At 74.3% G+C, this 23,151-nt stretch carries 26 protein-coding genes; 11 read left to right on the top strand and 15 right to left on the bottom strand.

The window, feature by feature from the left end:
- A partial coding sequence (locus tag ACYVJE_RS00005) for a PH domain-containing protein (RefSeq protein ID WP_461142703.1) occupies positions 1-412 on the top strand: 412 nt, incomplete at its 5' end.
- Positions 413-516: 104 nt separating this feature from the next.
- Here the strand turns inward: ACYVJE_RS00005 and ACYVJE_RS00010 are convergent.
- The 3 genes from ACYVJE_RS00010 to ACYVJE_RS00020 all read right to left on the bottom strand — a co-directional run bounded on the left by ACYVJE_RS00010 (position 517) and on the right by ACYVJE_RS00020 (position 3,357).
- Entirely contained in the window at positions 517-708 is a 192-nt protein-coding gene (locus ACYVJE_RS00010; protein WP_459158596.1) for a DUF397 domain-containing protein, read from the bottom strand.
- Entirely contained in the window at positions 708-1,556 is an 849-nt protein-coding gene (locus ACYVJE_RS00015) for a helix-turn-helix domain-containing protein (RefSeq protein ID WP_459158595.1), read from the bottom strand. Before ACYVJE_RS00015 ends, ACYVJE_RS00010 begins: the two co-directional genes overlap by 1 nt.
- Positions 1,557-1,623: 67 nt before the next feature.
- Positions 1,624-3,357: a pyruvate dehydrogenase gene (locus ACYVJE_RS00020; RefSeq protein WP_461142704.1), complete on the bottom strand. Its 1,734-nt coding sequence runs from the start codon at positions 3,355-3,357 to the stop codon at positions 1,624-1,626.
- Between the two features lie 196 nt (positions 3,358-3,553).
- On the opposite strand from ACYVJE_RS00020, the gene bcp reads away from it, so the two are divergent.
- On the top strand, positions 3,554-4,027 hold the full coding sequence (gene bcp / locus ACYVJE_RS00025; protein WP_459158593.1) for a thioredoxin-dependent thiol peroxidase: 474 nt from the start codon (positions 3,554-3,556) through the stop codon (positions 4,025-4,027).
- 95 nt (positions 4,028-4,122) lie between these two features.
- Here the strand turns inward: bcp and ACYVJE_RS00030 are convergent, their stop codons facing one another.
- The 6 genes from ACYVJE_RS00030 to ACYVJE_RS00055 all read right to left on the bottom strand — a co-directional run bounded on the left by ACYVJE_RS00030 (position 4,123) and on the right by ACYVJE_RS00055 (position 8,675).
- Entirely contained in the window at positions 4,123-4,893 is a 771-nt protein-coding gene (locus ACYVJE_RS00030) for a sulfite exporter TauE/SafE family protein (RefSeq protein WP_461142705.1), read from the bottom strand.
- Positions 4,894-4,994: 101 nt separating this feature from the next.
- Entirely contained in the window at positions 4,995-5,600 is a 606-nt protein-coding gene (gene rdgB / locus ACYVJE_RS00035; RefSeq protein ID WP_459158591.1) for an RdgB/HAM1 family non-canonical purine NTP pyrophosphatase, read from the bottom strand.
- Complete coding sequence (rph, locus tag ACYVJE_RS00040) at positions 5,597-6,352, bottom strand: ribonuclease PH (RefSeq protein ID WP_459158590.1); 756 nt, start codon at positions 6,350-6,352, stop codon at positions 5,597-5,599. Before rph ends, rdgB begins: the two co-directional genes overlap by 4 nt.
- A gap of 105 nt (positions 6,353-6,457) precedes the next feature.
- Entirely contained in the window at positions 6,458-7,228 is a 771-nt protein-coding gene (locus ACYVJE_RS00045) for an MBL fold metallo-hydrolase (RefSeq protein WP_461142706.1), read from the bottom strand.
- The gene (gene murI / locus ACYVJE_RS00050; RefSeq protein WP_461142707.1) at positions 7,225-8,040 is read right to left on the bottom strand and encodes a glutamate racemase; all 816 of its coding nucleotides are present in this window, start codon (positions 8,038-8,040) and stop codon (positions 7,225-7,227) included. The genes ACYVJE_RS00045 and murI overlap by 4 nt, the downstream gene beginning before the upstream one ends.
- Positions 8,037-8,675, bottom strand: coding sequence for a rhomboid family intramembrane serine protease (locus ACYVJE_RS00055; RefSeq protein ID WP_459158587.1), 639 nt, complete (start codon positions 8,673-8,675; stop codon positions 8,037-8,039). Before ACYVJE_RS00055 ends, murI begins: the two co-directional genes overlap by 4 nt.
- 124 nt (positions 8,676-8,799) lie before the next feature.
- Between ACYVJE_RS00055 and ACYVJE_RS00060 the strand changes: the two genes are divergently transcribed.
- Positions 8,800-9,756 carry an SMP-30/gluconolactonase/LRE family protein gene (locus ACYVJE_RS00060; protein ID WP_461142708.1) on the top strand — a complete coding sequence of 319 codons (957 nt, stop codon included), beginning with the start codon at positions 8,800-8,802 and terminating at the stop codon, positions 9,754-9,756.
- Positions 9,757-9,846: 90 nt separating this feature from the next.
- Here ACYVJE_RS00060 and ACYVJE_RS00065 read toward each other — a convergent pair whose 3' ends face one another.
- The 6 genes from ACYVJE_RS00065 to clpS form a co-directional block, all read right to left on the bottom strand.
- A complete protein-coding gene (locus ACYVJE_RS00065) occupies positions 9,847-10,797 on the bottom strand; it encodes a PLP-dependent cysteine synthase family protein (RefSeq protein WP_461142709.1) in 951 nt (316 codons plus the stop codon).
- A gap of 98 nt (positions 10,798-10,895) precedes the next feature.
- Positions 10,896-11,174: a MoaD/ThiS family protein gene (locus tag ACYVJE_RS00070; protein WP_459158584.1), complete on the bottom strand. Its 279-nt coding sequence runs from the start codon at positions 11,172-11,174 to the stop codon at positions 10,896-10,898.
- An 87-nt stretch (positions 11,175-11,261) separates the two neighbouring features.
- A complete protein-coding gene (locus tag ACYVJE_RS00075; RefSeq protein WP_459158583.1) occupies positions 11,262-11,717 on the bottom strand; it encodes a M67 family metallopeptidase in 456 nt (151 codons plus the stop codon).
- Between the two features lie 98 nt (positions 11,718-11,815).
- Positions 11,816-12,853, bottom strand: coding sequence for a P1 family peptidase (locus tag ACYVJE_RS00080; protein ID WP_461142710.1), 1,038 nt, complete (start codon positions 12,851-12,853; stop codon positions 11,816-11,818).
- A gap of 9 nt (positions 12,854-12,862) precedes the next feature.
- A complete protein-coding gene (locus ACYVJE_RS00085; RefSeq protein ID WP_459158581.1) occupies positions 12,863-13,444 on the bottom strand; it encodes a DUF2017 domain-containing protein in 582 nt (193 codons plus the stop codon).
- Between the two features lie 58 nt (positions 13,445-13,502).
- Entirely contained in the window at positions 13,503-13,796 is a 294-nt protein-coding gene (gene clpS, locus ACYVJE_RS00090) for an ATP-dependent Clp protease adapter ClpS (protein ID WP_459158580.1), read from the bottom strand.
- Positions 13,797-13,979: 183 nt separating this feature from the next.
- Between clpS and ACYVJE_RS00095 the strand changes: the two genes are divergently transcribed.
- The 8 genes from ACYVJE_RS00095 to ACYVJE_RS00130 all read left to right on the top strand — a co-directional run bounded on the left by ACYVJE_RS00095 (position 13,980) and on the right by ACYVJE_RS00130 (position 22,845).
- Entirely contained in the window at positions 13,980-15,287 is a 1,308-nt protein-coding gene (locus tag ACYVJE_RS00095) for a nicotinate phosphoribosyltransferase (RefSeq protein ID WP_459158579.1), read from the top strand.
- A 144-nt stretch (positions 15,288-15,431) separates the two neighbouring features.
- The gene (locus ACYVJE_RS00100) at positions 15,432-16,001 is read left to right on the top strand and encodes an isochorismatase family protein (protein WP_461142711.1); all 570 of its coding nucleotides are present in this window, start codon (positions 15,432-15,434) and stop codon (positions 15,999-16,001) included.
- 309 nt (positions 16,002-16,310) lie between these two features.
- Positions 16,311-18,236, top strand: coding sequence for an ATP-dependent DNA helicase (locus tag ACYVJE_RS00105; protein WP_459159924.1), 1,926 nt, complete (start codon positions 16,311-16,313; stop codon positions 18,234-18,236).
- Between the two features lie 188 nt (positions 18,237-18,424).
- On the top strand, positions 18,425-18,997 hold the full coding sequence (locus tag ACYVJE_RS00110; RefSeq protein ID WP_459158577.1) for a biotin transporter BioY: 573 nt from the start codon (positions 18,425-18,427) through the stop codon (positions 18,995-18,997).
- Between the two features lie 3 nt (positions 18,998-19,000).
- On the top strand, positions 19,001-20,455 hold the full coding sequence (locus ACYVJE_RS00115) for an AMP-binding protein (RefSeq protein WP_461142712.1): 1,455 nt from the start codon (positions 19,001-19,003) through the stop codon (positions 20,453-20,455).
- Complete coding sequence (locus ACYVJE_RS00120; protein ID WP_461142713.1) at positions 20,448-21,569, top strand: thiolase family protein; 1,122 nt, start codon at positions 20,448-20,450, stop codon at positions 21,567-21,569. The genes ACYVJE_RS00115 and ACYVJE_RS00120 overlap by 8 nt, the downstream gene beginning before the upstream one ends.
- On the top strand, positions 21,566-22,240 hold the full coding sequence (locus ACYVJE_RS00125; RefSeq protein ID WP_459158574.1) for an energy-coupling factor ABC transporter ATP-binding protein: 675 nt from the start codon (positions 21,566-21,568) through the stop codon (positions 22,238-22,240). The genes ACYVJE_RS00120 and ACYVJE_RS00125 overlap by 4 nt, the downstream gene beginning before the upstream one ends.
- Complete coding sequence (locus ACYVJE_RS00130; protein WP_461142714.1) at positions 22,237-22,845, top strand: CbiQ family ECF transporter T component; 609 nt, start codon at positions 22,237-22,239, stop codon at positions 22,843-22,845. The genes ACYVJE_RS00125 and ACYVJE_RS00130 overlap by 4 nt, the downstream gene beginning before the upstream one ends.
- Positions 22,846-23,151: the final 306 nt, after the last annotated feature.

Consider the following 23,151-nt stretch of genomic DNA (forward strand, 5'->3'; position numbering starts at 1 on the left):
GCCGCTGCTCGCCGCGCTCGCCGCGGTCGCGTGGTGGGGGTGGCTGCCCGTGCCGGTGGTCGCGGCGCTCGGTGCGGCCCTCCTCGCGGTGGCAGCGGCGTTCGCCGTCGACGCCTACCGCAACTTGGGGCACCTGCTGGACGCGGAAGTGCTGCTGGCGCGCTCGGGCACCGCGGTGCGCCGCACCGCGGTGCTCTACCGCGGCGGGATCATCGGCTGGCGGGTGCGGCAGACGTGGTTCCAGCGGCGCGCCGGGGTGCTCACGCTCGGAGCCACGACCGCCGCCGGCAGCGGTCACTACGCCGTGCGGGACGTCGGGGCCGAGGAGGGGTGGGCGCTGGCCGACCGGGCGGTGCCGGGGCTTCTCGCGCCGTTCCGCGGGGAGGGCGCTCCCGCGGAGACCGAGGAGTAGTCGGCCGCAGCAGTTTCCGAGCGCGGCCGGGCGTCGAGGAGCGCGGGAGCGGCCGTGGTCACCGCCCGGTGCGGTCGAGCCGCTCCCCGCGTCGGGGGCGGCGGTCAGGCGTCGAAGCCGCCCCGCTTGATCTGCTCGGTGAACAGCTGCCACTGCCGCTGGGTGCACGTGACGTGCCCGGCAGCGCGGTTTTTCGAATCGCGTACGCCGATGCGGTCCGATCCGAAGCCGACTTCGACGCACTGCCCCTGCCCCTGCGTGCGAGTGCTCGTGCGCCAGTCGGTGATGTATCCCATCACAACTCCTCTATGCGTTCGTGAATCAATTGCACGGAGCCCTGCGGGCTCATCGCGTGCGCACGTAAATGCTCCATCATCATCATGTAGTTCGACAGCTCAGCTTCCCGCTCCAGGTACAAACCGCCCACCTGGGTTTCCAGGTAGACCACGTCCGGGTCAATGTGGTTGGAGTACCGCAGGATCACGAACGGCCCCGCCTGCGCCGGGTGCGCACCCGCCTCCAGCGGCATGACCTGAACGGTGACGTTCGGCAGTTCCCCGAGCTTGAGCACGTACTCCAACTGGCGGCGCAGCACGGTGGATCCGCCGACCGACCGGCGCAGGGCCGTTTCCCCGATCACCGTCCACAGTTCCAGCGGGTTGTCGCCGTGGACGCGCGCCTGCCGCTGCATCCGCAGCTCCACGCGGCGCGCGATCTCCGCCTCGTCGGCGCGGATGAGCGTGGCCTGCGTGATCGCGTGCGCGTACTCGCGGGTCTGCAGCAGGCCGGGGATCGCCTCGGCCTCGTAGGTGTGGATCGACGAGGCCTCGGCCTCCAGCCCGACGTACGTCTCGTACCACTCCGGCAGCACATCGTTGTAGGAGTGCCACCACCCGCGTTTGCGCGCGTCCCGCGCCAGGTTGACCAGCTGCTCGCGCTCGTCCCCGCGCACCCCGTAGAAGTCGAGCAGACCGGAGACGTCCCCCACGGAGGGCGAGCGCTTCGCCGTCTCGAACCGGCCGATCTTGGCCTGGGTGCACCCGAGGTGCGCAGCGGCCTGGTTCTGGGTGACCTCCGCCCGACCGCGGAGCCTGCGCAGCTCCGCGGCCAGTCTGCGGCGACGCACGGTGGGGCTGACTGTCATGATCTCCAGTCTCCACGCGCGCGCACCGCGCGTCACGCTCTCGTCACCCGGACGGCAGCCCTCCCCCTCACGGGCGGGGGACGTTGCGGAGGTTGGACCTCGCCAACTGCACCATCTTCCCCACCCCTCCGGAGAGGACGGTGCGGCTGACGGCGAGCGCGAAACCCTTGACCTGCTCACCGGTGATCTTCGGCGGCAGCGACAGCGCGTTCGGATCGGTGACGACGTCCACCAGGGCGGGCCCCGGGCGGTTGAGCGCCTCCTGCAGCGCGCCGTCCACCTCACCGGGCTTCTCCACGCGCACCGCGGGGATTCCCGCGGCCGTGGCGATGGCGGCGAAGTCCGCACCGGCGTCGTCGGTCCCGAAGTCCGGCAGGCCGTCCACGAGCATCTCCAGCTTCACCATGCCCAGGGACGCGTTGTTGAACAGCACGACCTTGACCGGCAGCTGGTGCATCCGCAGCGTCAGCAGGTCACCGAGCAGCATGGACAGACCTCCGTCGCCGGACATGGCGATCACCTGCCGGTCCGGGGCGGCCTGCTGCGCGCCGATGGCCTGCGGCAGCGCGTTGGCCATCGAGCCGTGCACGAAGGAGCCGAGCACGCGCCGCCGCCCGTTGGGGGTGACGTAGCGCGCCGCCCACACGTTGCACATCCCGGTGTCCACTGTGAACACCGCGTCGCCGGCCGCGGCCGTGTCGAGCTTGTCGGCGACGTACTCGGGGTGGATCGGCACGTGGCTTTCCACGTTGCGCGTGTACGCGTCCACCACGCGCTCCAGCGTCTGCGCGTGCTCGGACAGCATCCGGTCCAGGAACGAGCGGTCCCGCTTCTGCTCCAGCTGCGGCAGCACGGCGCGGATCGTCTCGGCCACGTCCCCCTGGACGGCCACGTCGAGCACGGTGCGGCGGCCGAGGTGCGCCGGTTCGATGTCCACCTGCACCGTGTTGGCCTGCGGCAGGAAGTTGTCGTACGGGAAGTCGGTGCCCAGCAGCACCACCAGGTCGGCGCGGTGCATCGCCTCGTGGCACGCGCCGTAGCCGAGCAGTCCGCTCATCCCGACGTCGTACGGGTTGTCGTACTGGATCCACTCCTTGCCGCGCAGCGCGTGGCCGACCGGCGCGTTGACGCGCTCGGCCAGCTGCATGACCTCGCCGTGCGCGCCGCGGGTGCCCATGCCGCAGAAGAGCATCACCCGCTCCGCCTCGTTGATCTCGGTGGCGAGCTCGCGCACCTGCTCCGCGGAGGGGACCACGGTGGGCGGTTCGCTGTGCACCAGGGCGTGGTCCGCGGAGTTCACCGCGCTGCGCTCCGCGACATCACCCGGAAGCACCAGCACGGACACCCCGCGGCGCCCGATCGCGTTCTGGATGGCCGTGCGCAGCAACCGCGGCATCTGCTCGGGCTGGGACAGCAGCTCGCAGAACTGGCTGCACTCGGCGAACACCGACTGGGGGTGGGTCTCCTGGAAGAACCCGGTCCCGATCTGCTCGGACGGGATGTGCGAGGCCAGCGCCAACACCGGCGCCCCGCTGCGGTGCGCGTCGTAGAGGCCGTTGATCAGGTGCAGGTTGCCGGGGCCGCAGCTGCCGGCGCACACCGCGAGCTTGCCCGTGACCTGGGCTTCCGCACCCGCTGCGAACGCCGCCGTCTCCTCGTGCCGCACGGGCGCCCACTCGATGCCCTCCGTGCGCCGGACCGCGTCCACCACGGGGTTGAGGCTGTCGCCGACGATGCCGTAGATCCGCTCGACCCCAACCTGCTTCAGCACCTCGATGAACTGATCGGCGACCGTGGCCATCGTCCCCGCCTTTCGGAGTCGGTCTACCGCCCGCCGGAGCAGTCCTCGCGCGCCCGCGCAGGTGCGCCGGTGCACCCGCGCGGGCCCTTCCCGCGGGCCCGTCCCCGGCCTACGCGTGCGCGCGGGCACGTGCAACTCGGGCGCGTCCGGCAGCCCTGCCTGTTCGGATCTCCCGGCGGCGGATAACGTCACGAGCATGAGTGAACAGAAGCAGTTGCAGGTGGGTGATCCCGCCCCCGATTTCACGCTGACCGACGCGGACGGCAACAAGGTCTCGCTGGCCGACTACCGGGGCCGTTCCGTCGTGGTGTACTTCTACCCGGCCGCGAGCACCCCCGGGTGCACGCGCGAGGCCTGCGATTTCCGGGACAACCTCGGCGAGCTGAACGACGCCGGTTTCACCGTGCTCGGCGTCTCGCCGGACGAGCCGGCCAAGCTCGCGGAGTTCCGCGACGGCGAGGGTCTGACGTTCCCGCTGCTGTCCGACCCGGACAAGGACGTCATGTCCACCTGGGGCGCGTTCGGTGAGAAGCAGAACTACGGCCGCACCGTGCAGGGCGTGATCCGCTCGACGTTCGTGGTCGGACCGGACGGCACGATCGCGCAGGCGATGTACAACGTGCAGGCCACCGGCCACGTCGACCGGCTGCGCCGCGCGATCGGGGTCTGAAGCTCCCGGAGACCCCTCCACTGCCTTCCCGGCGGGCAGTGGGGGGACACCACGACCGCAGCCCGCCGCGCCCCGTCCGCTGCGCCCGCAGTCCGCTACACCCGGTCGAGGAACAGCCAGACCGCCACGACGACCGTGATGCCGACGACGACGTAGCGCAGCAGCGTGCCCGGAAGCCGCTGGGCGAGCTTGCCCCCCAGGAACCCGCCGACGAGCGTGGTCGGCACCAGCGTCGCCACCGCGATCCAGTCGACCGGGGCGACGAGCGAGTACACCGCGAGCGTGACCGCGCTGCCGAGCAGGCCCAGCCAGCTCTTCAGCGCGTTGAGGCCGCGCATCGCGCCCGAGGCGCCGAGCATGAGCAGCGCGATCAGCACGACGCTGCGGGCCCCGCCGAAGTACCCGCCGTACACCGAGGCCAGCAGGATCCCCGCGAACAGCAGCACCGTCCGGTCGCCCTGCGCGCCGCCCGGGTCGGACGTGCCGAGCCACCGGCGGAGCTGCTTCTGGAACGCCATGAGCACGGCCGACAGCGCCACCAGCACCGGCACCACCGCGTCGAAGACCGAGCTCGGCAGCACCAGCAGCAGGGCGCACCCGCCTGCGGAACCGACCACGGCCGCGATCGACGTGAGCGCGAGGCGCCGCGGGGCTCCTCCCAGGTCGGCGCGCTGGCCGTAGGCCGCGCCGACGAAGCCGGGGCCCTGCGCCACGGAGTTCGTCACGTTCGCGACCAGCGGCGGCATGCCGGTGGCCAGCAGCGCGGGGAACACCAGCAGTGATCCGCCCCCGGCGACCGCGTTGATCGCGCCGGAGAAAAACCCGACGAGCGCCAGCAGGGCGGGTTCCAACCAGTCGGTGAGCACGGGCGTCGAAACTAGTCGCTCCGCCGCGCGCGGTCAGAGCTGGGCGAGATCGATCACATCCGCGCGCCGGGCGGCGCGGTGACCGCCCGGCGCGGACTCCCCTATCCGGCGAGTTCCCGCAGGCTCGGCAGCAGCGCCCGCAGCGCCCGCCCGCGGTGCGACTCGGCGTCCTTCTCCTCCGGCGAGAGCTCCGCGCTGGTGCGGGTCTCCCCGTCCGGCACGAACACCGGGTCGTATCCGAAGCCGTTCTCCCCGCGGGGTTCCCGGATGATGCGCCCGCGCCACTCGCCGCGCACGACGGTGTGCGAACCGTCGGGGCGGGCCAGCGCCGCCGCGGCGACGAACGCGCCCCCGCGCCGCTCGTCCGGGACGTCGCGCATCTGACCCAGCAGCAGCTCCAGGTTCGCCCGGTCGTCGCCGTGCCCGCCGGACCAGCGCGCGGAGAGCACACCGGGCATCCCGCCCAGGGCGTCCACGGCGATGCCGGAGTCGTCGGCCACCGCCGGGCAGCCGGTCGCGCGCATCGCGTCGACCGCCTTGGCCACCGCGTTGTCCTCGAACGTCGCACCGGTCTCCGGGGCTTCCGGGAACGCGGCCACGTCGTCGAGCCCGATGACCTCGAGCCCGGTCACGCCCGCCTCGTCGAGGATGCGGCGGAGCTCGGCGAGCTTGGCCGCGTTGCGCGTGGCCAGCAGCAGGCGGCTCATGCCGCGCCCCCCGGCAGGGTGCCCGGGTACGGCGCGGCCAGCGCCTCCGCCTGGAGCTCGGCCAGCCGGGAGCAGCCGGCCTGGGCGGAGTCCAGCATCTGGTCCATCGTGGACCGCGGGAACGTGGCGCCCTCGCCCGTGCCCTGCACCTCCACGAGGGTCCCGTGGTCGGTGGCGACGACGTTCATGTCCACCTCCGCGCGGGAGTCCTCCTCGTAGGGCAGGTCCAGCCGCACGCGGCCGTCCACCACGCCGACGCTGATCGCCGACACGGCGCAGGACAGCGGCTTCGGATCGGACAGCCTGCCCGCTGCTCCCAGGTAGGTCACCGCGTCCGCCAGCGCCACGTACGCCCCTGTGATCGCGGCGGTGCGCGTGCCCCCGTCGGCCTGGATCACGTCGCAGTCGAGGGTGATGGTGTTCTCGCCGAGGGCGGACATGTCGATGCACGCCCGCAGCGACCGCCCCACCAGCCTGCTGATCTCGTGCGTGCGCCCGCCGATGCGTCCCTTCACGGACTCGCGCACGCCCCGCGTGTTCGTCGCCGAGGGCAGCATCGCGTACTCCGCCGTGACCCAGCCGAGGCCGGACCCGGCGCGCCACCGCGGCACTCCCTCCTGCACGCTCGCCGCGCACAACACGCGCGTCCGGCCGAATTCCACGAGTACCGACCCGGCCGGCCAGTCCTGGTACCCGCGCGTCAACCGCACCTCTCGGAGCTCGCCATCGCTCCGTCCGTCAGCTCGTGCCACACCCCCACCTTAGGAACCCGCTCGGCACCGCCACGCGCCGCCTCTCCTCAACAGGACGTCGTCAGGTCGTTTGCTCGCAGACCGCGGACTCCCCGACCCGCGGCCTCAGAACTCGTACTGCTCGCCCGCGGCGACGAGATCCACCGGTCCCGCGTACTCGGCGGCGGCCTCGCGCCGGACCTGCTCGGCGTCCGTCCACGGCTGCACGTGCGTGAGCAGCAACCGGCCGACCCCGGCGGCCTCGGCCAACCGCCCGGCCTGCGTGCCGGAGAGGTGCAGGCCGTCCGGCACCTCCGGGGAGTGCGGCCAGGACGCCTCCGCCAGCAGCGCGCTGCCGTCCGCGGCGAGGGCGGTCAACCCCGGGAACGCTCCGGTGTCCCCCGTGTAGGCCAGCAGGCCGCGTCCGTCCGAGATGCGGAACCCCCACGTCGGGCAGACGTGGTGCACCGGCACCGGCTGCACCTCGAACGCGCCGATGCGCAGCGGCGCCTCGGACAGCGGGCGGAAGTCGAACACGTCGCCGAGGTCGGTCTCGGCCCACTCGGACGGGCTCGTGGCGTACAGCGCGGCCAGCCGCTGCGCAGCGCCTTCCGGTGCGTGCACCGGCAGGCGCCGGCCGCGCGGGTCGTGCGGTGGCCGCGGGTGGTACCGGCGCAGCACCGTCATCATCGCCACGTCCGCGCAGTGGTCGGCGTGCAGGTGGCTCAGCAGCAGCGCGTCCAGGTCGAACGGGTCGACGTGCCGCTGCAGCGGGCCGAGCGTGCCGCTGCCGAGCTCGACCGCGATCCGCGTGCCCGCGGATTCGAGCAGGTACCCCGAGCAGGGCGAGTCCGGTGCGGCGATGCTCCCGGAACACCCCAGAACCGTCAGTTTCACGCGCTCGAGCGTGACACGTCGTGCGGCTGGACGGCATCGGCCACCAGGCCGGGACCGACGAACCGCGTGGCCAGCCGGCTGAACCGCTCGGGCGAACCGGTGCACCGGAACTCGTGGTGGGCCACGCGATCGGGCTCGGCCAGGAGGTCCTGCTCGGTGAGCACGCGGAGCACGTCCTTGGCGGTCTCCTCGGCGCTGGACACCAGCGTCACGTGCCCGCCCATCGCCAGCTGCACCACCCCGGTCAGCAGCGGGTAGTGCGTGCAGCCGAGGACGAGCGTGTCCACGCCGGCCTGCTGCAGGGGGTCGAGGTAGCTCTGCGCGAGGCCGAGGATCTGCCGGCCGCTGGTGTTGCCGCGCTCGACGAACTCGGCGAACCGCGGGCAGGCGCTCGTGCTCAGCGCGATGTCCGGCGCCGCGGTGAACGCGTCCTCGTAGGCCCGGGACGAGATCGTGGCGCGGGTGCCGATCACGCCGACGCGCCGGTTGCGCGTCGTGGACACGGCGCGGCGCACCGCGGGCAGCACCACTTCGACCACGGGGATGTCGTAGCGCTCCCGGGCGTCGCGCAGGCAGGCCGACGAAGCGGTGTTGCAGGCGATGACCAGCGCCTTGACGCCCTCGTCGACGAGCGCGTCGGTCTGCGCCAGGGTCCGCGCCCGGATGTCGGAGAGCGCCCGCGGCCCGTACGGCGCGTTCGCGGTGTCCCCCACGTAGCGCAGGGATTCCGCGGGCAGCTGGTCCATGATCGCGCGGGCGACGGTCAGGCCGCCCACGCCCGAGTCGAAGATGCCGATCGGCGCGTTGCTCACCTCCTCAGTGTGCCACCGGGCGCGGGGCCGGACGGGCGGCGCGTGCTGCGCGCCACCAGCCACGCGGCCAGCGCACCGCCGAGCGCACCGAACAGGTGCCCCTCCCAGGACACGCCCGGCTGGCCGGGCAGCACGCCCCACAGCATCGAGCCCCAGAAGAAGAACAGCACGATCGCCACCGCGATCTGCCCCGTGTTGCGCTGCAGGAACCCGCGCAGCAGCAGGAACACCATCCAACCGAACACGAGGCTCGAGGCGCCGATGTGCGGCGCGGGCGCGCCGATCAGCCAGGTGCCCACGCCGGCGGTGATCCACACGGTCGCGGTGACCGCGAGGAACTGCCGCACGCCTCCGGACAGGGCGAGCCAGCCGAGCACGAAGAACGGCACCGTGTTCGAGATGAGGTGCGGCCAGCCGCCGTGCAGCAGCGGGGCCCAGAGGATCCCGTCGAGGCCGTCCACCTCCCGCGGGACGATGCCGTACTCGCGGATCAGGCGCACCCCGTTGACCGCGCCCATGGCGAGGTAGCCCTGCACGGCGTACAGCACGACGAGGAACAGCAGCATGCCCACCGCCGACCGGGCCGGGTTGGCCGGGAGCACGCGCGCGTTGGGGCGTTGCGGCAGCCTGTTCACACTCCCGAGGCTACTGGTCGAAACGTCCGTTGACGTCGGGGCTGCGCGGAATTCACGCGCCCACCGGTACGCTGATCGGCGTTCGCCCTCGTCGGACCCCGCAACGCACCCGGAAAGGTCTGGATTGGCCGAGTTCGACGTCGCCGTGCGCACCCCGGTGCGGCACGGCCGGTCACCCGTGTGGGACTCCCGGACCGACACCGTGCTGTGGGTCGACCGCCCGGCCGCGAGCGCGCACCGCTACTCCCCCGGCCGCGGGACCGACGCGGCCATGCCGACGCCGCAGCCGGTGGGCGCGGCGCTGCCGCGGGCGCGCGGCGGGCTGCTGCTGCACCTCGACGAGGGGCTCGCGCTGTTCGAGGCGGACGGCGCCACGCGCACGTGGCTGGCGTACTGGGCGCGGGACGGGTTCTGCGCCGTCACCACCGCCGTCGACCTGCACGGACGCGCCTGGGCGGCGAGCGCGCCGCTGGCCGCGCCCGCGCGGTTCCGCGGCGGTCTCCCCGCCGCGGAGGGGAGGGTCTCCGAGGAGGCCCGGTCCGGCGGGCACGAACAGCTCGGCGGGCACCGGCAAGCAGCCGGGCACGGGCAGGCCGCGGGCGGTGACGGGTGGCTGGTGCGCGTGGCGGCGTCCGGCCCGGTGCGCACCGGCCCGCGGGCGCTGCCGGATCCGCGGGGGCTGGCCTTCGCACCGGACGGCGCGCGGCTGTACCTGGCCGACGGCTCCACCGGCCGCCTCGAGGTGCTCGCGCTCGACCCGGACGGCGGCGAGCTCGGCGAGCGCCGACCGCTGGTCGAACCCGGCGCGCCGGTGGGCGGTCTCTGCGTGGACGCGGCCGGATGCCCGTGGGTGGCGCTGCCCGGTGCGGGCGCGGTGCACCGCTACACCCCGGAGGGGGTGCTCGACCGCGAGGTCGTGCTGGCCGGTCACCGGCCGACGGACTGCTGCTTCGGCGGGACGCGGCTGACCGACCTGTACGTCACCACCGGCGGCGGCGATGCGGGCGCCGAGGATCCGGCGGCGCTGCTCGTCGTCCCGGAGGCCGGCGAGGGCGTGCGCACCCCCGCCTTCGCCGGTTGAGCGCCGTCCGCTCCGAGCACCGGCCTGCCCGGGTGCACATGTCGCGAGGGATGCGCACCCCCGCGGGGCCTCCGGGGTGGAGCCCGCGCATCAGGCCCAGAGCTGGCCGTCCAGCCGCTCCGCCGCTTCGTCGAGCGTGCCGCTGTAGGCGCCGGTGGACAGGTACTTCCACCCCGCGTCGGCGACGGGGAACACGATGTCGGCGGACTCCCCGGCGGCGGCCGAGCGCTCCGCCATGGTCATGGCCGCGTGCAGCACGCCACCGGTGGAGATCCCGGCGAAGATGCCCTCGGTCTCCAGCAGTTGGCGGGTGCGCCGCAGCGCGTCGTAGGAGCCGACGGAGAACCGCCGGCTGAGCACGTCCTCGTCGTAGAGCTCGGGCACGAAGCCCTCGTCCAGGTTCCGCAGCCCGTACACGAGCTCGCCGTAGCGCGGCTCGGCGGCGATGATCTGCACACCGGGCCGCTGCTCCCGCAGGTACCGGCCCACGCCGACGAGGGTTCCGGTGGTGCCCAGCCCGGCCACGAAGTGCGTGACGCTGGGCAGGTCGCGCAGGATTTCCGGTCCGGTGCCGCGGTAGTGCGCGTCCGCGTTGGCCTGGTTGCCGTACTGGTACAGCATGACCCAGTCGGGGTTCTGCTCGGCCAGCTGCTTGGCCACCGCGACGGCCTGGTTCGAGCCCCCCGCTGCGGGCGAGGAGACGATCCGGGCGCCGAACGCCTGCAGCAGCTGGCGGCGCTCCTCCGAGGTGTTCTCGGGCATCACGCACACCAGGCCGTAGCCCTTGAGCTTGGCGGCCATGGCCAGCGAGATGCCGGTGTTGCCGGACGTGGGTTCCAGGATGGTGCACCCGGGGGTGAGGCGGCCTTCCTTCTCGGCCGCCTCGATCATGCCCAGCGCGGGGCGGTCCTTGATCGAGCCGGTGGGGTTGCGGTCCTCGAGCTTCGCCCACAACCGGACGTCCGGGGAGGGGGACAACCCCGGAAGTCCCACCATCGGAGTGTCGCCGAGGGCGTCCAGCAGCGAGTCGTAGCGGGCCACGTTCTGCCTCCAAGATCAGGGCTGTGCGATCGAAGGACCGCCCGCGCGGCCGTCACACCGCTGCTCGTGCCGGCGGGAACGGCCCTGGCAGCGGTGCGTCAGCGCATACCGCCGGCGACGGCGGGCAGGATCGTGACGCTGTCCCCGTCCGACACCGGAGCTTCCAGACCACCGGTGAAGCGCACGTCCTCGTCGTTGACGTACACGTTCACGAACCGGTGCAGGCCGTCCTCCCGGACGAGCCGGTCCTTGAGCCCGTTGTAGTTGCCGTCGAGGTCGTTGATGACCTCGCCCAGCGTGCTACCGGCGGCCTCGACCGACTTCTCGCCGCTGGTGTACGAGCGCAGGATCGTCGGGATGGACACCTTGACTGCCATGGATATACCTCCTGATCAGGAATACGCGGGACGGGACAGCGGCGCGAGGCCGCGCCGGCGACCGGCGCGGCATCGTGCTGCGCGGACTCAGCCCTGGTCGGGCACCTCGTCGGCACCGGTGTGCGCGAACATGTAGGACTCCACGACCTCGACCGGCTCCTCGGTGACGGCTCCGTCCACGATGCGGTAGGAGCGCAGCTCGTAGGTCTCCGGGTCCCGAGTGGACACGAGCACGTAGTGCGCGTTCGGCTCCGAGGCGTACGAGACGTCCGTGCGAGAGGGGTACGCCTCCGTCGAGGTGTGCGAGTGGTAGACCACCACCGGCTCCTCGTCGTTGGCGTCCATCTCCTTCCACACCCGCAACTGCTCCTGCGAGTCGAAGCGGTAGAAGGTGGGCGAACGCTCGGCGTTGATCATCTCGATGAAGCGCTCCGGGCGCTCCGACCCCTCCGGGCCGGCGATGACACCGCAGGCTTCGTCCGGGTGGTCCCGTCGGGCATGCGCGACCACCGCGTCGACGAGGTCGCGTCGGATCACCAGCACAGACACCATCCTAATGAATGCGGCACCGGCCTCCCACCATGTGGAAGCACGCTTTCCTCCGGTGCGGTTTCCCGGTCCAACGTCACCTCCACCATGATTCATTCCCGCGTCGACGGGTACCGAGCCGTGTAGCAGCTCACCTCGCCGACCGGGTCCGCGGCGAGCACACCGCGCACGATCGCCCGCGCGGTCACCTCGGCCGCGGCGGCGCACAGCGCGTCCAGCGCCGCCGCCCACCCCGCCGAGCCGACCTCCGGCCACCCGGAGCTCCGCCCCGTGGCCAGGGCGAAGGCCGTGTCCCCGTCGGTGAGCCCGTGCGCCGGGCGCACCGCCCGGGCGATGCCGTCGTGCGCGGCCACGGCCAGGCGCCGCGCCTGCGCCTTGTCGAGGGCGGCGTCCGTGGCCACCGCGCCGATGGTCGTGTTCAGCGGTCGGCCTGCGGGGCCGTGCCGTCCCGGGCGCGCGCCCGCGCGCCCGCGCGCGGCGGCCACCTCGGCCGGGTCGGGCGCGCGCAGCTCGGGCGGGCGGTGCCAGGGCAGCCCCGTGGTGGCGTCGACGACCGGACCGGCGGAGTTCACCGCCCACAGCGCGCCCACGGTGGTGCCCGCGGCGGCCGTCTCCCCGCCCACGGTGGTCGCGGCGGTGCCGAGCCCGCCCTTGAGGTCGCCCGCCACCGCGCCGGTTCCCGCGCCGACGTTGCCCTGGGCCGGTTCCTCGTCCGCGGCCGCGGCGCAGGCCCGGTGGCCGAACTCGGCGTCCGGGTGGTGGCGGTACTCGTTCAGCGGCAGGTCGAACAGCACGGCGGCGGGCACGACGGGCACGACGTGCGCCGGGTCCGGACCCACCGGCACGCCGCGGCCGCGCTCGGCCAGCCAGCGCATCACCCCGTCCGCGGCGGCCAGGCCGAACGCGCTGCCGCCGGCGAGCAGCACCGCGTGCACGCGCTGGACGAGGTGGTCCGGGGCGAGCACGTCGGTCTCCCGCGTCCCCGGCCCGCCGCCGCGCACGTCGACGGCCGCGGCGGCGCCGTCCGGGGCGAGGAGCACGCTGGCGCCGGTGGCCCGCTCGTCGTCGAGCCGCTGGTCGTGCCCCACCTGCAGGCCGGGCACGTCGGTGATCGCGTCGCGCGCCGCCACGACCGCGGATCACTCCACCAGCGCGGTCACGAGGCTGTCCTGCACCCAGGTCAACCAGTGGTAGACGCCGAGGTGCTCGCGGCGGAGCTCGTCGGTCTCCGCGTCGTCGACGAGGTCGTCCTCGCCGTCCTCACCGATCTCGAGGGCGGTGCCCAGGGCCAACCGCACGTCGTTGAGGGCGGTCAGCCACTGGTCGGCCTGCTCGCCGGTCAGCTGCACGTTCCCGCCGTCGACGGGGCACGTGTTCAGCACGAGGTCGGCCACTTCGGTCTTGGCCTCCACGACCTCCGGTTCGTGCAGCGAGCGCAGCGCGGCGGCCGCGTTCTCGTCGGCCTCGCCGGGCCCGGCGGCCGCGTCGGCGACGTCGGTGCGGAAGAAGTCCGGCAGCAGCCGCTCCAGCACCTTGTCCTCGGGGGGTTCGGCGGGACCGGTGCGGATCCCGGTCAACTCGGCCAGCTCGTCCTGCGGCACCTCCGCCGCCCGCGCGGTGAGCATGTCCTTGATCTGCCCCACGAGGCCGCGGATGACGGCGGCCTCCTGCTGGGACAGCCGGGTCACCACGTGACCGTTCCGCCGGGTCCAGCCTTCCACGTGACGTCCTCACTCCTCGTCTCGGCGTGCCGCCCCGCCGCCGTCGCGGTGCGGGCGGTCAGGAGTCCTTCTGCATCGTCGCCCACAGGCCCGCGGCGTGGAGCTTGGCCACGTCGCCCTCCACCTTCTCCTTGGAACCGGAGGACACCGCCGCGCGGCCCTTGTGGTGGACGTCCAGCATCAGCTTCGTCGCATGGTCCTTGCTGTAGCCGAAGACCTTCTGGAAGACGTACGTCACGTACGACATGAGGTTGACCGGGTCGTTCCACACCACGGTCACCCACGGCCGGTCTTCGGTGCCGAGCTCGGCCGACTCGAGCTGCGCACGCTCAGCTTCAGCGGGCGAGGTCATGGCCCCAGTCTCGCACGGGCCTCCGGGCGCGGGTCGGCCGCGGGCTCGCCGGAACGGCCCGTGCTCCGCCCAGCGGGCACCCGGTTTCACCCGACCGGCGGAAGGTCGCCGGTCGTGGCGGAGCGGACGCGGACACCGGGTCCTGGCGCGGGCGGCGCAGCCCGGACCCGTAGCCTCTGCGGCATGACCGCTGCGAGCACTCCGACCACGGCGCTGCGCACCGACCACTACGAACTGACCATGCTCGCCAGCTCGCTGCGCGACGGGACGGCGCAGCGGGAGTGCGTGTTCGAGGTGTTCACCCGGCGCCTGCCGAACGGTCGCCGCTACGGCGTGTTCGCGGGCATGCCCCGGGTCCTCGAGGCGATCGAGAACTTCCGCTTCGACGAGGAGACCCTGCGGCACCTCAGCGAGAACGGGGTCGTGGACGAGCGGACCCGGCAGTGGCTGGCCGAGTACCGCTTCCGCGGCGACGTCGACGGCTACTCCGAGGGCGAGCTGTACTTCCCGGGTTCGCCGGTGCTGACGGTGCGCGGCACGTTCGCCGAGTGCGTGCTGCTGGAGACCCTGGTGCTGTCGATCACCAACCACGACAGCGCGATCGCCGCGGCCGCGGCGCGCATGGCCTCGGCCGCGAACGGGCGGCGCATCATGGAGATGGGCTCGCGCCGCACGCACGAGCACTCGGCGGTGGCCGCCGCCCGCGCGGCCTACCTGGCCGGGTTCACCGCGACGTCCAACCTCCAGGCCGGGGTGGACTACGGCATCCCCACGGCGGGCACGGCGGCGCACGCCTTCACCCTGCTGCACGATTCGGAGCGCTCCGCGTTCGAGGCGCAGGTGGCCGAGCTCGGCCCGAGCACGACGCTGCTCGTGGACACCTACGACATCACCCGGGGCATCGAACTGGCCGTGGACGTGGCCGGCACCGACCTGGGAGCCGTGCGCATCGACTCCGGCGACGTCGGCGTGCTGGCGCGGCAGGCGCGGCAGCAGCTGGACGAGCTGGGGGCGACGGCCACGCGGGTGGTCGTCTCCGGCGACCTCGACGAGTACGCGATCGCCTCGCTGCGGGCCGAGCCCGTCGACGCCTACGGCGTGGGCACCTCGCTGGTGACCGGGTCCGGGGCGCCGACCGCCGGGATGGTCTACAAGCTCGCCGAGGTGGAGGGCCGGCCGGTGGCCAAGCGCAGCTCGCACAAGGAGTCGCGCGGCGGGCGCAAGGCGGCGATCCGGCGGCACAAGGACACCGGCACGGCCGTGGAGGAGGTCGTCTACCGCGTGGCCCCGGACGTGGCGGAGCCGCCGGTGGGTCCGCACGACCGGCACCTGCAGCGCCCGCTGATGCGCGGCGGGCAGCGGGTGGGCGATCTGCCCGCGTTGGACGAGGACCGCGAACGGCTGCGGCACGCGCTGGTGAGCCTGCCGTGGGAGGGTCTGAAGCTCTCGCACGGCGAGCCGGCCGTCCCGACGGTCTTCCCCCGCCCCTGACCAGGTGCCGAGGCCCCGGTGGCCGGCGCGGGGCCCGCGGACCTGTTCACCGCCGCCGGGGCACCGGCGCATACTGGGAGCGCGGCTCCCGCGCATCGGGAGCGAACCCTCCGCCGCACGCGCGCGGCAGGAAGACAGGTGGCAATGCCCAGGGCACTGATCATCGTGGACGTGCAGAACGACTTCTGCGAGGGCGGGGCGCTGGCCGTGGCCGGAGGCGCGCGGGTGGCCTCCGCGATCACCGCGCAGCTCGGCGCGGACGACCACGACGTCGTCGTGGCCACCCGCGACTACCACGTCGACCCGGGGGCGCACTTCAGCGACGAGCCGGACTTCGCGCGGTCGTGGCCGCGCCACTGCGTCGCCGGCACCCCGGGGGCGGCGTTCCACCCGGAACTGGACGTCGGTCCGATCGCCGCGGTGTTCGACAAGGGCCAGTACGACGACGGCTACTCCGGGTTCACCGGCGTCGATCCGCAGGGGTGGAGGCTGCCGGACTGGCTGGCCCGGCGCGGCGTGGACCACGTCGACCTCGTCGGTCTGGCCACCGACCACTGCGTGCGGGCCACGGCGCTGGACGCCGCGCGCTCCGGGTTGAGCACCGCGGTGCGGCTCGACCTGACCGCGGGCGTGGCGGCCGCGACGGTGGACGCGGCGATGCGCGAGATGGACGAGGCCGGTGTGGGGCTCACCGGCGATCCCGTCGTGGCCTGATGGAGGACTTCGTGAGCGGGTCCGCGGATCGGCTGACGCAGTGGAGCCGGTAGCGGAACCTCCTGCACCGCCGAGCAACCACGCACGCACCGCGCAGCGCGGTTCCGATAGCGTCGGAGCGTGGCCCGTTCCGTTCCCCGCTGGTCGAACCCCGATGCGTTCGCCCACGATGACGACGACACGCCGCCTCCGGAGATCGCCGCGGCGCTGCCCTCCCCCGGGAGTTCCGGACCGGTGGCGGACCTGTCGACGCTGCTGAGCACCGCCGTCGAAGCCGTCGGCGGCGCGGAGCGCACCGGTCAGACGCGCATGGCCGAGGCGGTGGAGCACGCCGTCGACACCGGCGAGCACCTGGCCGTGCAGGCGGGCACCGGCACGGGCAAGTCGCTGGCCTACCTGGTCCCGGCGCTGCGGCACGCGGTGCGGAACGGCAGGACGGTGGTCGTGTCGACCTCGACGATCGCGCTGCAGCGGCAGCTCGTCGACCGCGACCTGCCCCGCCTGGCCGAGGCGCTGACCGGCGCGCTGGGCCGCCGCCCCACCTTCGCGATCCTCAAGGGACGGCGGAACTACCTGTGCCTCAACCGGGTCCACGGCAACGCCCCGGCCGACCCGGAGGAGGGGCTGTTCGACCCGTTCGCCGCCTCCTCCCTGGAGCGCCAGGTCAGCCGCCTGCAGGAGTGGGCGCAGGAGACGGAGACCGGGGACCGCGACGAGCTCGTCCCGGGCGTGAGCGACCGCGCGTGGCGCCAGGTCTCGGTGACGGCGAAGGAGTGCCTCGGCGCGCACCGCTGCCCCGCGGGCGACGAGTGCTTCGCCGAACTGGCCCGCGCGGCCACCGCGCAGGTCGACGTGGTGGTGACGAACCACTCGCTGCTGGCCATCGACGCGCTCGACGACCGGTCGATCCTGCCGGAGGCCGACGTGGTCGTCGTCGACGAGGCGCACGACCTCGTCGACCGCGTCACCTCCGCCTCCACGGGCGAGCTGACCGCGCCGCTGGTGACCAACGCGGCGCGGCGCTGCGGCCGCGCGGTGGACGAGCGCCTCGCCGATGCGCTCGCCGAGGCCGCCGACGGGGTGGAGACCGTCCTCGCCGACGCGCCGGTCGGCCGGGTGGACGAGCTGCCGGAGGACCTGGCGGTGCTGCTGCGCTCGGTGCGCGACGCGGCCTGGGCCTGCGTCACCGCGCTGCGGCCGGAGCGCGGCGAGGACGCGGGCAGCGACAGCGTCCGCGCGCTCGCGCACGCGGCGACCGAGGAGGTGCACGACACCGCCGTGCGCCTGCTGGACGCGTTCGACTCCGGCGAGACGCGCGACGTCGTGTGGGTCGCGGAGGAGCCGAACCGGCCGCGGGCGCTGCGCGTGGCGCCGCTCGGCGTGGGCGGGCTGCTGCGCGAGCGGCTGTTCGGCAAGCGCACCACCGTGCTCACCTCCGCGACGCTGGCGCTGGGCGGGTCGTTCGACACGCTGGCCCGGCAGTGGGGGCTGCCGCCGCGCGAGTCGGCGCGGCTGGCGGCGGAGGCGGCCACCGACCGCGACGTCCCCGCGGACGATTCGGGTCCGAAGTGGACGGGGCTGGACGTCGGCTCGCCGTTCGACTACCCGCGCAGCGGCATCCTCTACATCGCGCGGAAGCTCCCGTCACCCGGGCGGGACGGCCTGCCGGACGAGTACCTGGACGAGCTCAGCGAGCTGGTCACCGCCGCGGGCGGGCGCACCCTGGGGCTGTTCTCCTCGATGCGCGCCGCGCGGCAGGCCGCCGAGGAGCTGCGCGACCGGCTGGACCTGCCGGTGCTGTGCCAGGGCGAGGAGTCCACGTCCCAGCTGGTCTCCCGGTTCGCCGAGGACGAGTCGGCCTCGCTGTTCGGCACGCTCTCGCTCTGGCAGGGCGTGGACGTGCCCGGGGCCTCGCTGAGCCTGGTGGTCATGGACCGCATCCCGTTCCCGCGGCCGGACGACCCGCTGGCCTCGGCGCGGCAGAAGGCGTTGAACGAGCGCGGTGGCAACGGGTTCCTCGCGATCGCGGGCACGCACGCGGCGCTGCTGCTCGCCCAGGGCGCCGGCCGGTTGCTGCGCACGGCCGCCGACCGCGGCGTCGTCGCCGTGCTGGACCCGCGGTTGGCGACGGCGCGCTACGGCGGTTTCCTGCGCGCCTCGCTGCCGCCGTTCTGGACGACGCACGACCCGCAGGTGGTGCGCGGCGCGCTGCACCGGCTCACCGCGGCGGTGTGAGAGCCCGCCCCGACCCGGCGTGATCCTGCGCACGCCCGCCGTTGTGGACCGTCCACAACGCGGACCGCTTCTTTCTGTACCGCCGGGGATGCCGGGTACGTTGTGCGCGTTCGCCCCGCGGATCACCCGGAACGGCGAACATCAGGACCGTTGCTCAGGCTCCGCGGAGCACGACCGAGGGGAGACCGTTGTCCGCAGGACGCGACGCACTGCCCGCAACCGACCTCGCGCGCACCGTCGTCTTCGCGGCGTTCATCGCCGTGCTGGGGCTGTTCCCCGGGCTGCAGTTCGCCGCCGTACCGATCGTGCTGCAGAACATGGGGCCGCTGCTGGCCGGCAGCGTGCTGGGAGCGCGGCGCGGCGGTGCCGCGGTGCTGCTGTTCCTCGTGCTCGTGGCGATCGGCCTGCCGCTGCTGTCCGGCGGCCGCGGCGGGCTGGCCCAGCTGTTCTCGCCGAGCGGCGGCTTCATCCTCGGCTGGGTCCTCTCGGCGGTGGTGACCGGTTGGATCGCCACCCGCTCGTCCGGACCGCCGCGGATCCCGCTGCTGCTGGTCGCCAACCTCGCCGGGGTCGCGGTGGACTACCTCGTCGGCATCCCCTACTGGGGCGCGGTCGTCGGCGACCTCCCCGCGGCCGCCGTGCAGTCGGTGATCTTCCTGCCCGGCGACGCGGCGAAGATCGTGCTCGTGTCGCTGGTGGCGGCGGCCGTGCACCGCGCCGCCCCGGCGACCCCGGCCGCCGCGGCGACCCGGCGGGGGTGAGCCGTGCGCCTGCCGATCCTGGACCGCGTCCCGGCCTCCCGGATCACGCACCTGCCCGCCGACGGCGGGCGGGCGACCGAGCACGCCCCCGCCGACTGGTCCGCCCGCGTGCGCACCGGGGCGACGCGCCTGCCCGCGGGCGTGCGGGTGGGGCTCACCGGCACCGACGCGCACGCGCGGCTGTGCTGGTTCCTCGCGGCCGACCTCGCCGGCTGCGCCACGCTGGTCACCGACGCGTCGTGGAGCCGCGGCGAGCTCGACGCGGTGTGCGCCGACGCGCGCCCGGCGGTGTTCGTGCCCGGCGACTCCCCGCCGCCCGCGGAGCAGGACGCGCCGCCGCGCGGGCCGGTCGGTGACGCGGACACGCCGTTCTACCTGCCCACGACCTCGGGCAGCAGCGGTCGGCCCCGGGTGCTGGCGCGCACCCGGGAGTCCTGGCTGCGCAGCTACGACGCCTTCGACGTGGGGATCGGCGGCGAGGACCGCGTGCTCGTGCCCGGGCCGCTGAGCTCCTCGCTGTTCCTGTTCGCCGCCCTGCACGCGCTGCACGCGGGCGCCGACCTGTGGCTGCTGGACCGGTGGAGCGCCGCCGAGGCCGCGGCCGCCTGCCGCCACGTCACCGCGGCGCACCTGGTGCCGGCGATGCTCGCGGCGCTGCTGGACCGCTGGGAACGGGCCCCCGAGGAGGCCGCGGTGCTGCCCCTGCGCCGCGTGGTGCTCGGCGGCGCCCACGTGGACGAGCGGCTCGCGCAGCGGTTGCACCGGGTGCTGCCCGGCTGCGAGCTCGTCGAGTACTACGGGGCCGCGGAGACCTCGGTGATCGCGGTGGGCCGCCGCGGCGTCCTGCACCCGGTGGTGGACGTGCACGTCGACGAGGGGTCCGGCGCGCTGCGGACGCGCTCACCGCTGCTGTGCGCCGGTCGCCTGCGGGCCGGGGAGCTCGAACCGCTGGAAACCGAGCGGGGGTGGTTCGACGTGGGCGACCGGGCGGCCCGGCGCGCCGACGGCTCGCTGCGGATCCTGGGCCGGCAGGGCGCCACGATCAACACCGGCGGCGCGCTCGTCTCGGCCGAGGAGGTCGAGGCCGTCCTCCGCGCGGTGCCCGGCGTGCGCGACGCGGTCGTCGCGGGCACGCCGCACCCCCGATTCGGCGAGCTCGTCACCGCGGTGGTGGAGGGCGCGGGCGAGGCCGAGCTGGCCGCGGCGCGGCAGCGCGCGCAGCAGGAGCTGAAACCCGACAAGCGACCGCGCCGCTGGCTTTCGGTCCGGAGGCTGCCGCGCACCGCCTCGGGGAAACCGGCCCGCGCCCGGGTGGCCGAACTCCTCGGCCGCGGCCTGCCGCCGGAGGCCGACGGCGCCCCCGGCAGCACCGGGGCCGAGGCCGAGACCGCCCCCAGCAGCACCGGCACCGGCAGCACCGGCACCGCCCCCAGCAGCACCGGGAGCGGCGATGGCTGACCGCACCCCGGTGGTCGTCGCCGCCCGCCGCTCCCCCGTCACCACGGCCGGGCACGGCCTGCGCGACGTGCCCGTCGACCAGCTGGCAGCGCCCGTGCTGCGCGCCGTGCTCGCCGACGGTGGACGCGACGCGGTCGACGAGGTGGTGCTCGGCAACGTGCTCGGCCCCGGCGGCAACCCGGCGCGCGTGGCGGCGCTGCGCGCCGGGCTCGGCTGCGACGTGCCGGGGATGACGGTGGACCGGCAGTGCGCCAGCGGGCTCAGCGCCATCACCACGGCCGCGGCGCTGGTGCGCTCCGGGCAGGCCGAGTGGGTGCTGGCCGGCGGGGCGGAGAGCCCGTCGACCATGCCGTGGCGGGCGTGGCGCTCGTCCTCGGCGACCGAACCGCCCCGCTTCTACTCGCGCGCCCCGTTCGCACCCGCCGAGATCGGCGACCCGGAGATGGGCCCCGCGGCGGACCTCGTCGCCGCCGAGGCCGGCATCGACCGGGCGCGGCAGGACGCCTTCGCCGCGCGCAGCCACGCCCGCGCCGCGGCGGCCCGGCGCGCCGGACGTCTGGACGCGGAGCTGGTGGAGATCGCCGGGGTCGGGGCCGACGACCGGCCGCGCGCCGGGTTCACCGCGCAGCGGCTCGCCCGGTTCCGCCCCGCGTTCACCGCCGGGGGCACGGCGACCGCGGCGAACTCCTGCGGGCTGAGCGACGGCGCCGCCGCGGTGCTGCTGACCACCGAGGAGAATCGGGAGCGCCGCGGGCTCGCGGGGATGCGCCTGCTCCGCGCCGAGCACTCGGGGGTCGACCCGAACCGGCTGGGGCTCGGCGCGGTCGGTGCGATGCGCGCCGCCCGGCGGGCGTGCGAGCCGGAGGTCGTCGAGTTCAACGAGGCGTTCGCAGGCCAGGCGCTGGCGTGCCTGGACGCGTGCGGGCTCGACGAGCGGCGCGTCAGCCCGGACGGGGGCGCGATCGCCTTCGGCCACCCGTGGGGCGCCTCCGGCGCGGTGCTCGCGGTGCGGTTGTTCAGCCGCCTCGTGCGGCAGGAGGCGGAGCGCACCGGGATGGCGGCGCTGTCCTCCGGCGGCGGTCTCGGCGCGGCGACGGTCTGGGAGCGAGTGTGATCGAGTTCGACGACGTGGGCCACTCCTACGACGCGCGGACGGTGCTGACGGGTGTGCAACTGCGCCTGGCCGAGCAGCGCGTCGCGTTCGTCGGGGCCAACGGCTCCGGCAAGTCCACGCTGGCCCGCATGATCAACGGCCTGGTCAACCCGTCGCGGGGCCGCGTGCTCGTCGACGGCGCCGATCCGGCGCGCGACGGTCGCCGGGTGCGGCGCCGGGTCGGGTTCCTGTTCACCCACCCGGACGGCCAGATCGTCATGCCCACCGCCGCCGAGGACGTGTCCTTCTCGCTGCGCCGCACGGGTCTGGCGAAGTCCGAGCGCCGGGAGCGGGCGGTGGAGATCCTCGCCCGCCACGGCCTGGGCGAGCACGTGGACCACCCGGCGCACCAGCTCTCCGGTGGCCAGAAGCAGCTGCTCGCGCTGTGCGCGGTGCTCGCGGTCGAACCGGACGTGCTCGTCTGCGACGAGCCGACGACCCTGCTGGACCTGCGCAACAAGCGCCACTTCCGGGACGTGCTCGCCGGCCTGCCGCAGCAGGTCGTGCTCGTCACCCACGACCTGGAGCTGGTGGAGGACTTCGACCGCGTCGTCGTGCTCGACGAGGGCCGCGTGGTCGCCGACGACGAGCCGCGTCCGGCGCTGGCGCAGTACCGGGAGCTGATCGGGTGACTCCGCTCGGCTTGTACGAACCGGGCAACAGCCCCCTGCACCGGGCGCCGGCCGGGCCGAAGTTCCTCGGGTTGCTCGTGCTCGCGGTGGTCGTGCTCGTCTTCGACGGGACGGCGGCGCTCGCGGTGTGCGCGGCGCTCGTGGCCGCGGCCTACGCGCTCGCGCGCGTCCCGCTGCGGCGGTGCCTGCGGATGCTGCGGCTGATCGTTCCGCTGCTCGTCGTCGTGTTCCTCGTGCAGTGGTGGTTGATCGGCTGGGACGCGGCCTGGACGGTGGGCCTGCGGCTGGCCGCCGCGCTCGGTGCGGCCAACCTGCTGACGATCACCACCCGGGTCGAGGACGTGGTCACCGCGGTGGAGCGCGGCCTCGGCCCGCTGCGCCGGTTCGGGGTGCGTCCGGAGCGGTTCGGACTGCTCGTCGGGCTGACGATGCAGGCGGTGGCGGCGCTGTCCGCGATCGCCACGCAGACCCGCGAGGCCCAGTGGGCGCGGCACGCGGAAGGTTCCGTGCTCGCCTTCGCCGTGCCGTTCCTGGTCCGCACCCTGCGGCACGCCGACCAGCTCGGCGAGGCGCTGGCCGCCCGCGGCGTCGGCGACGAGGAGTGACCGGGCCTCGCGCGTGCGTGCGCCGCGCGGGCGTGCGCCGCGCGGGCGTGCGCGGCCGTCACCCGTGGCCGGGGTGTGCGGGGTGCGAGGCGTGCGGCGCCCCTGCCGTCCCGTCCATCCCCCGGAACCGCGAATCCTCGCCCGTTCAGGACTTTCGTCCCTGTTGTGCGTTCCGCCGCGTTTTGGCATCGTATGAGTTACCGGGGTAATGCCCGGGGATCGACCCGAGGAGCGCAGTGGCCTGGACGACCAGGGCCGCCCGACCTAGTGGCCTGGACGACCAAGGGCCGCCCGAGACCTAGCGAT

The organism is Salinifilum aidingensis, assembly GCF_054782015.1.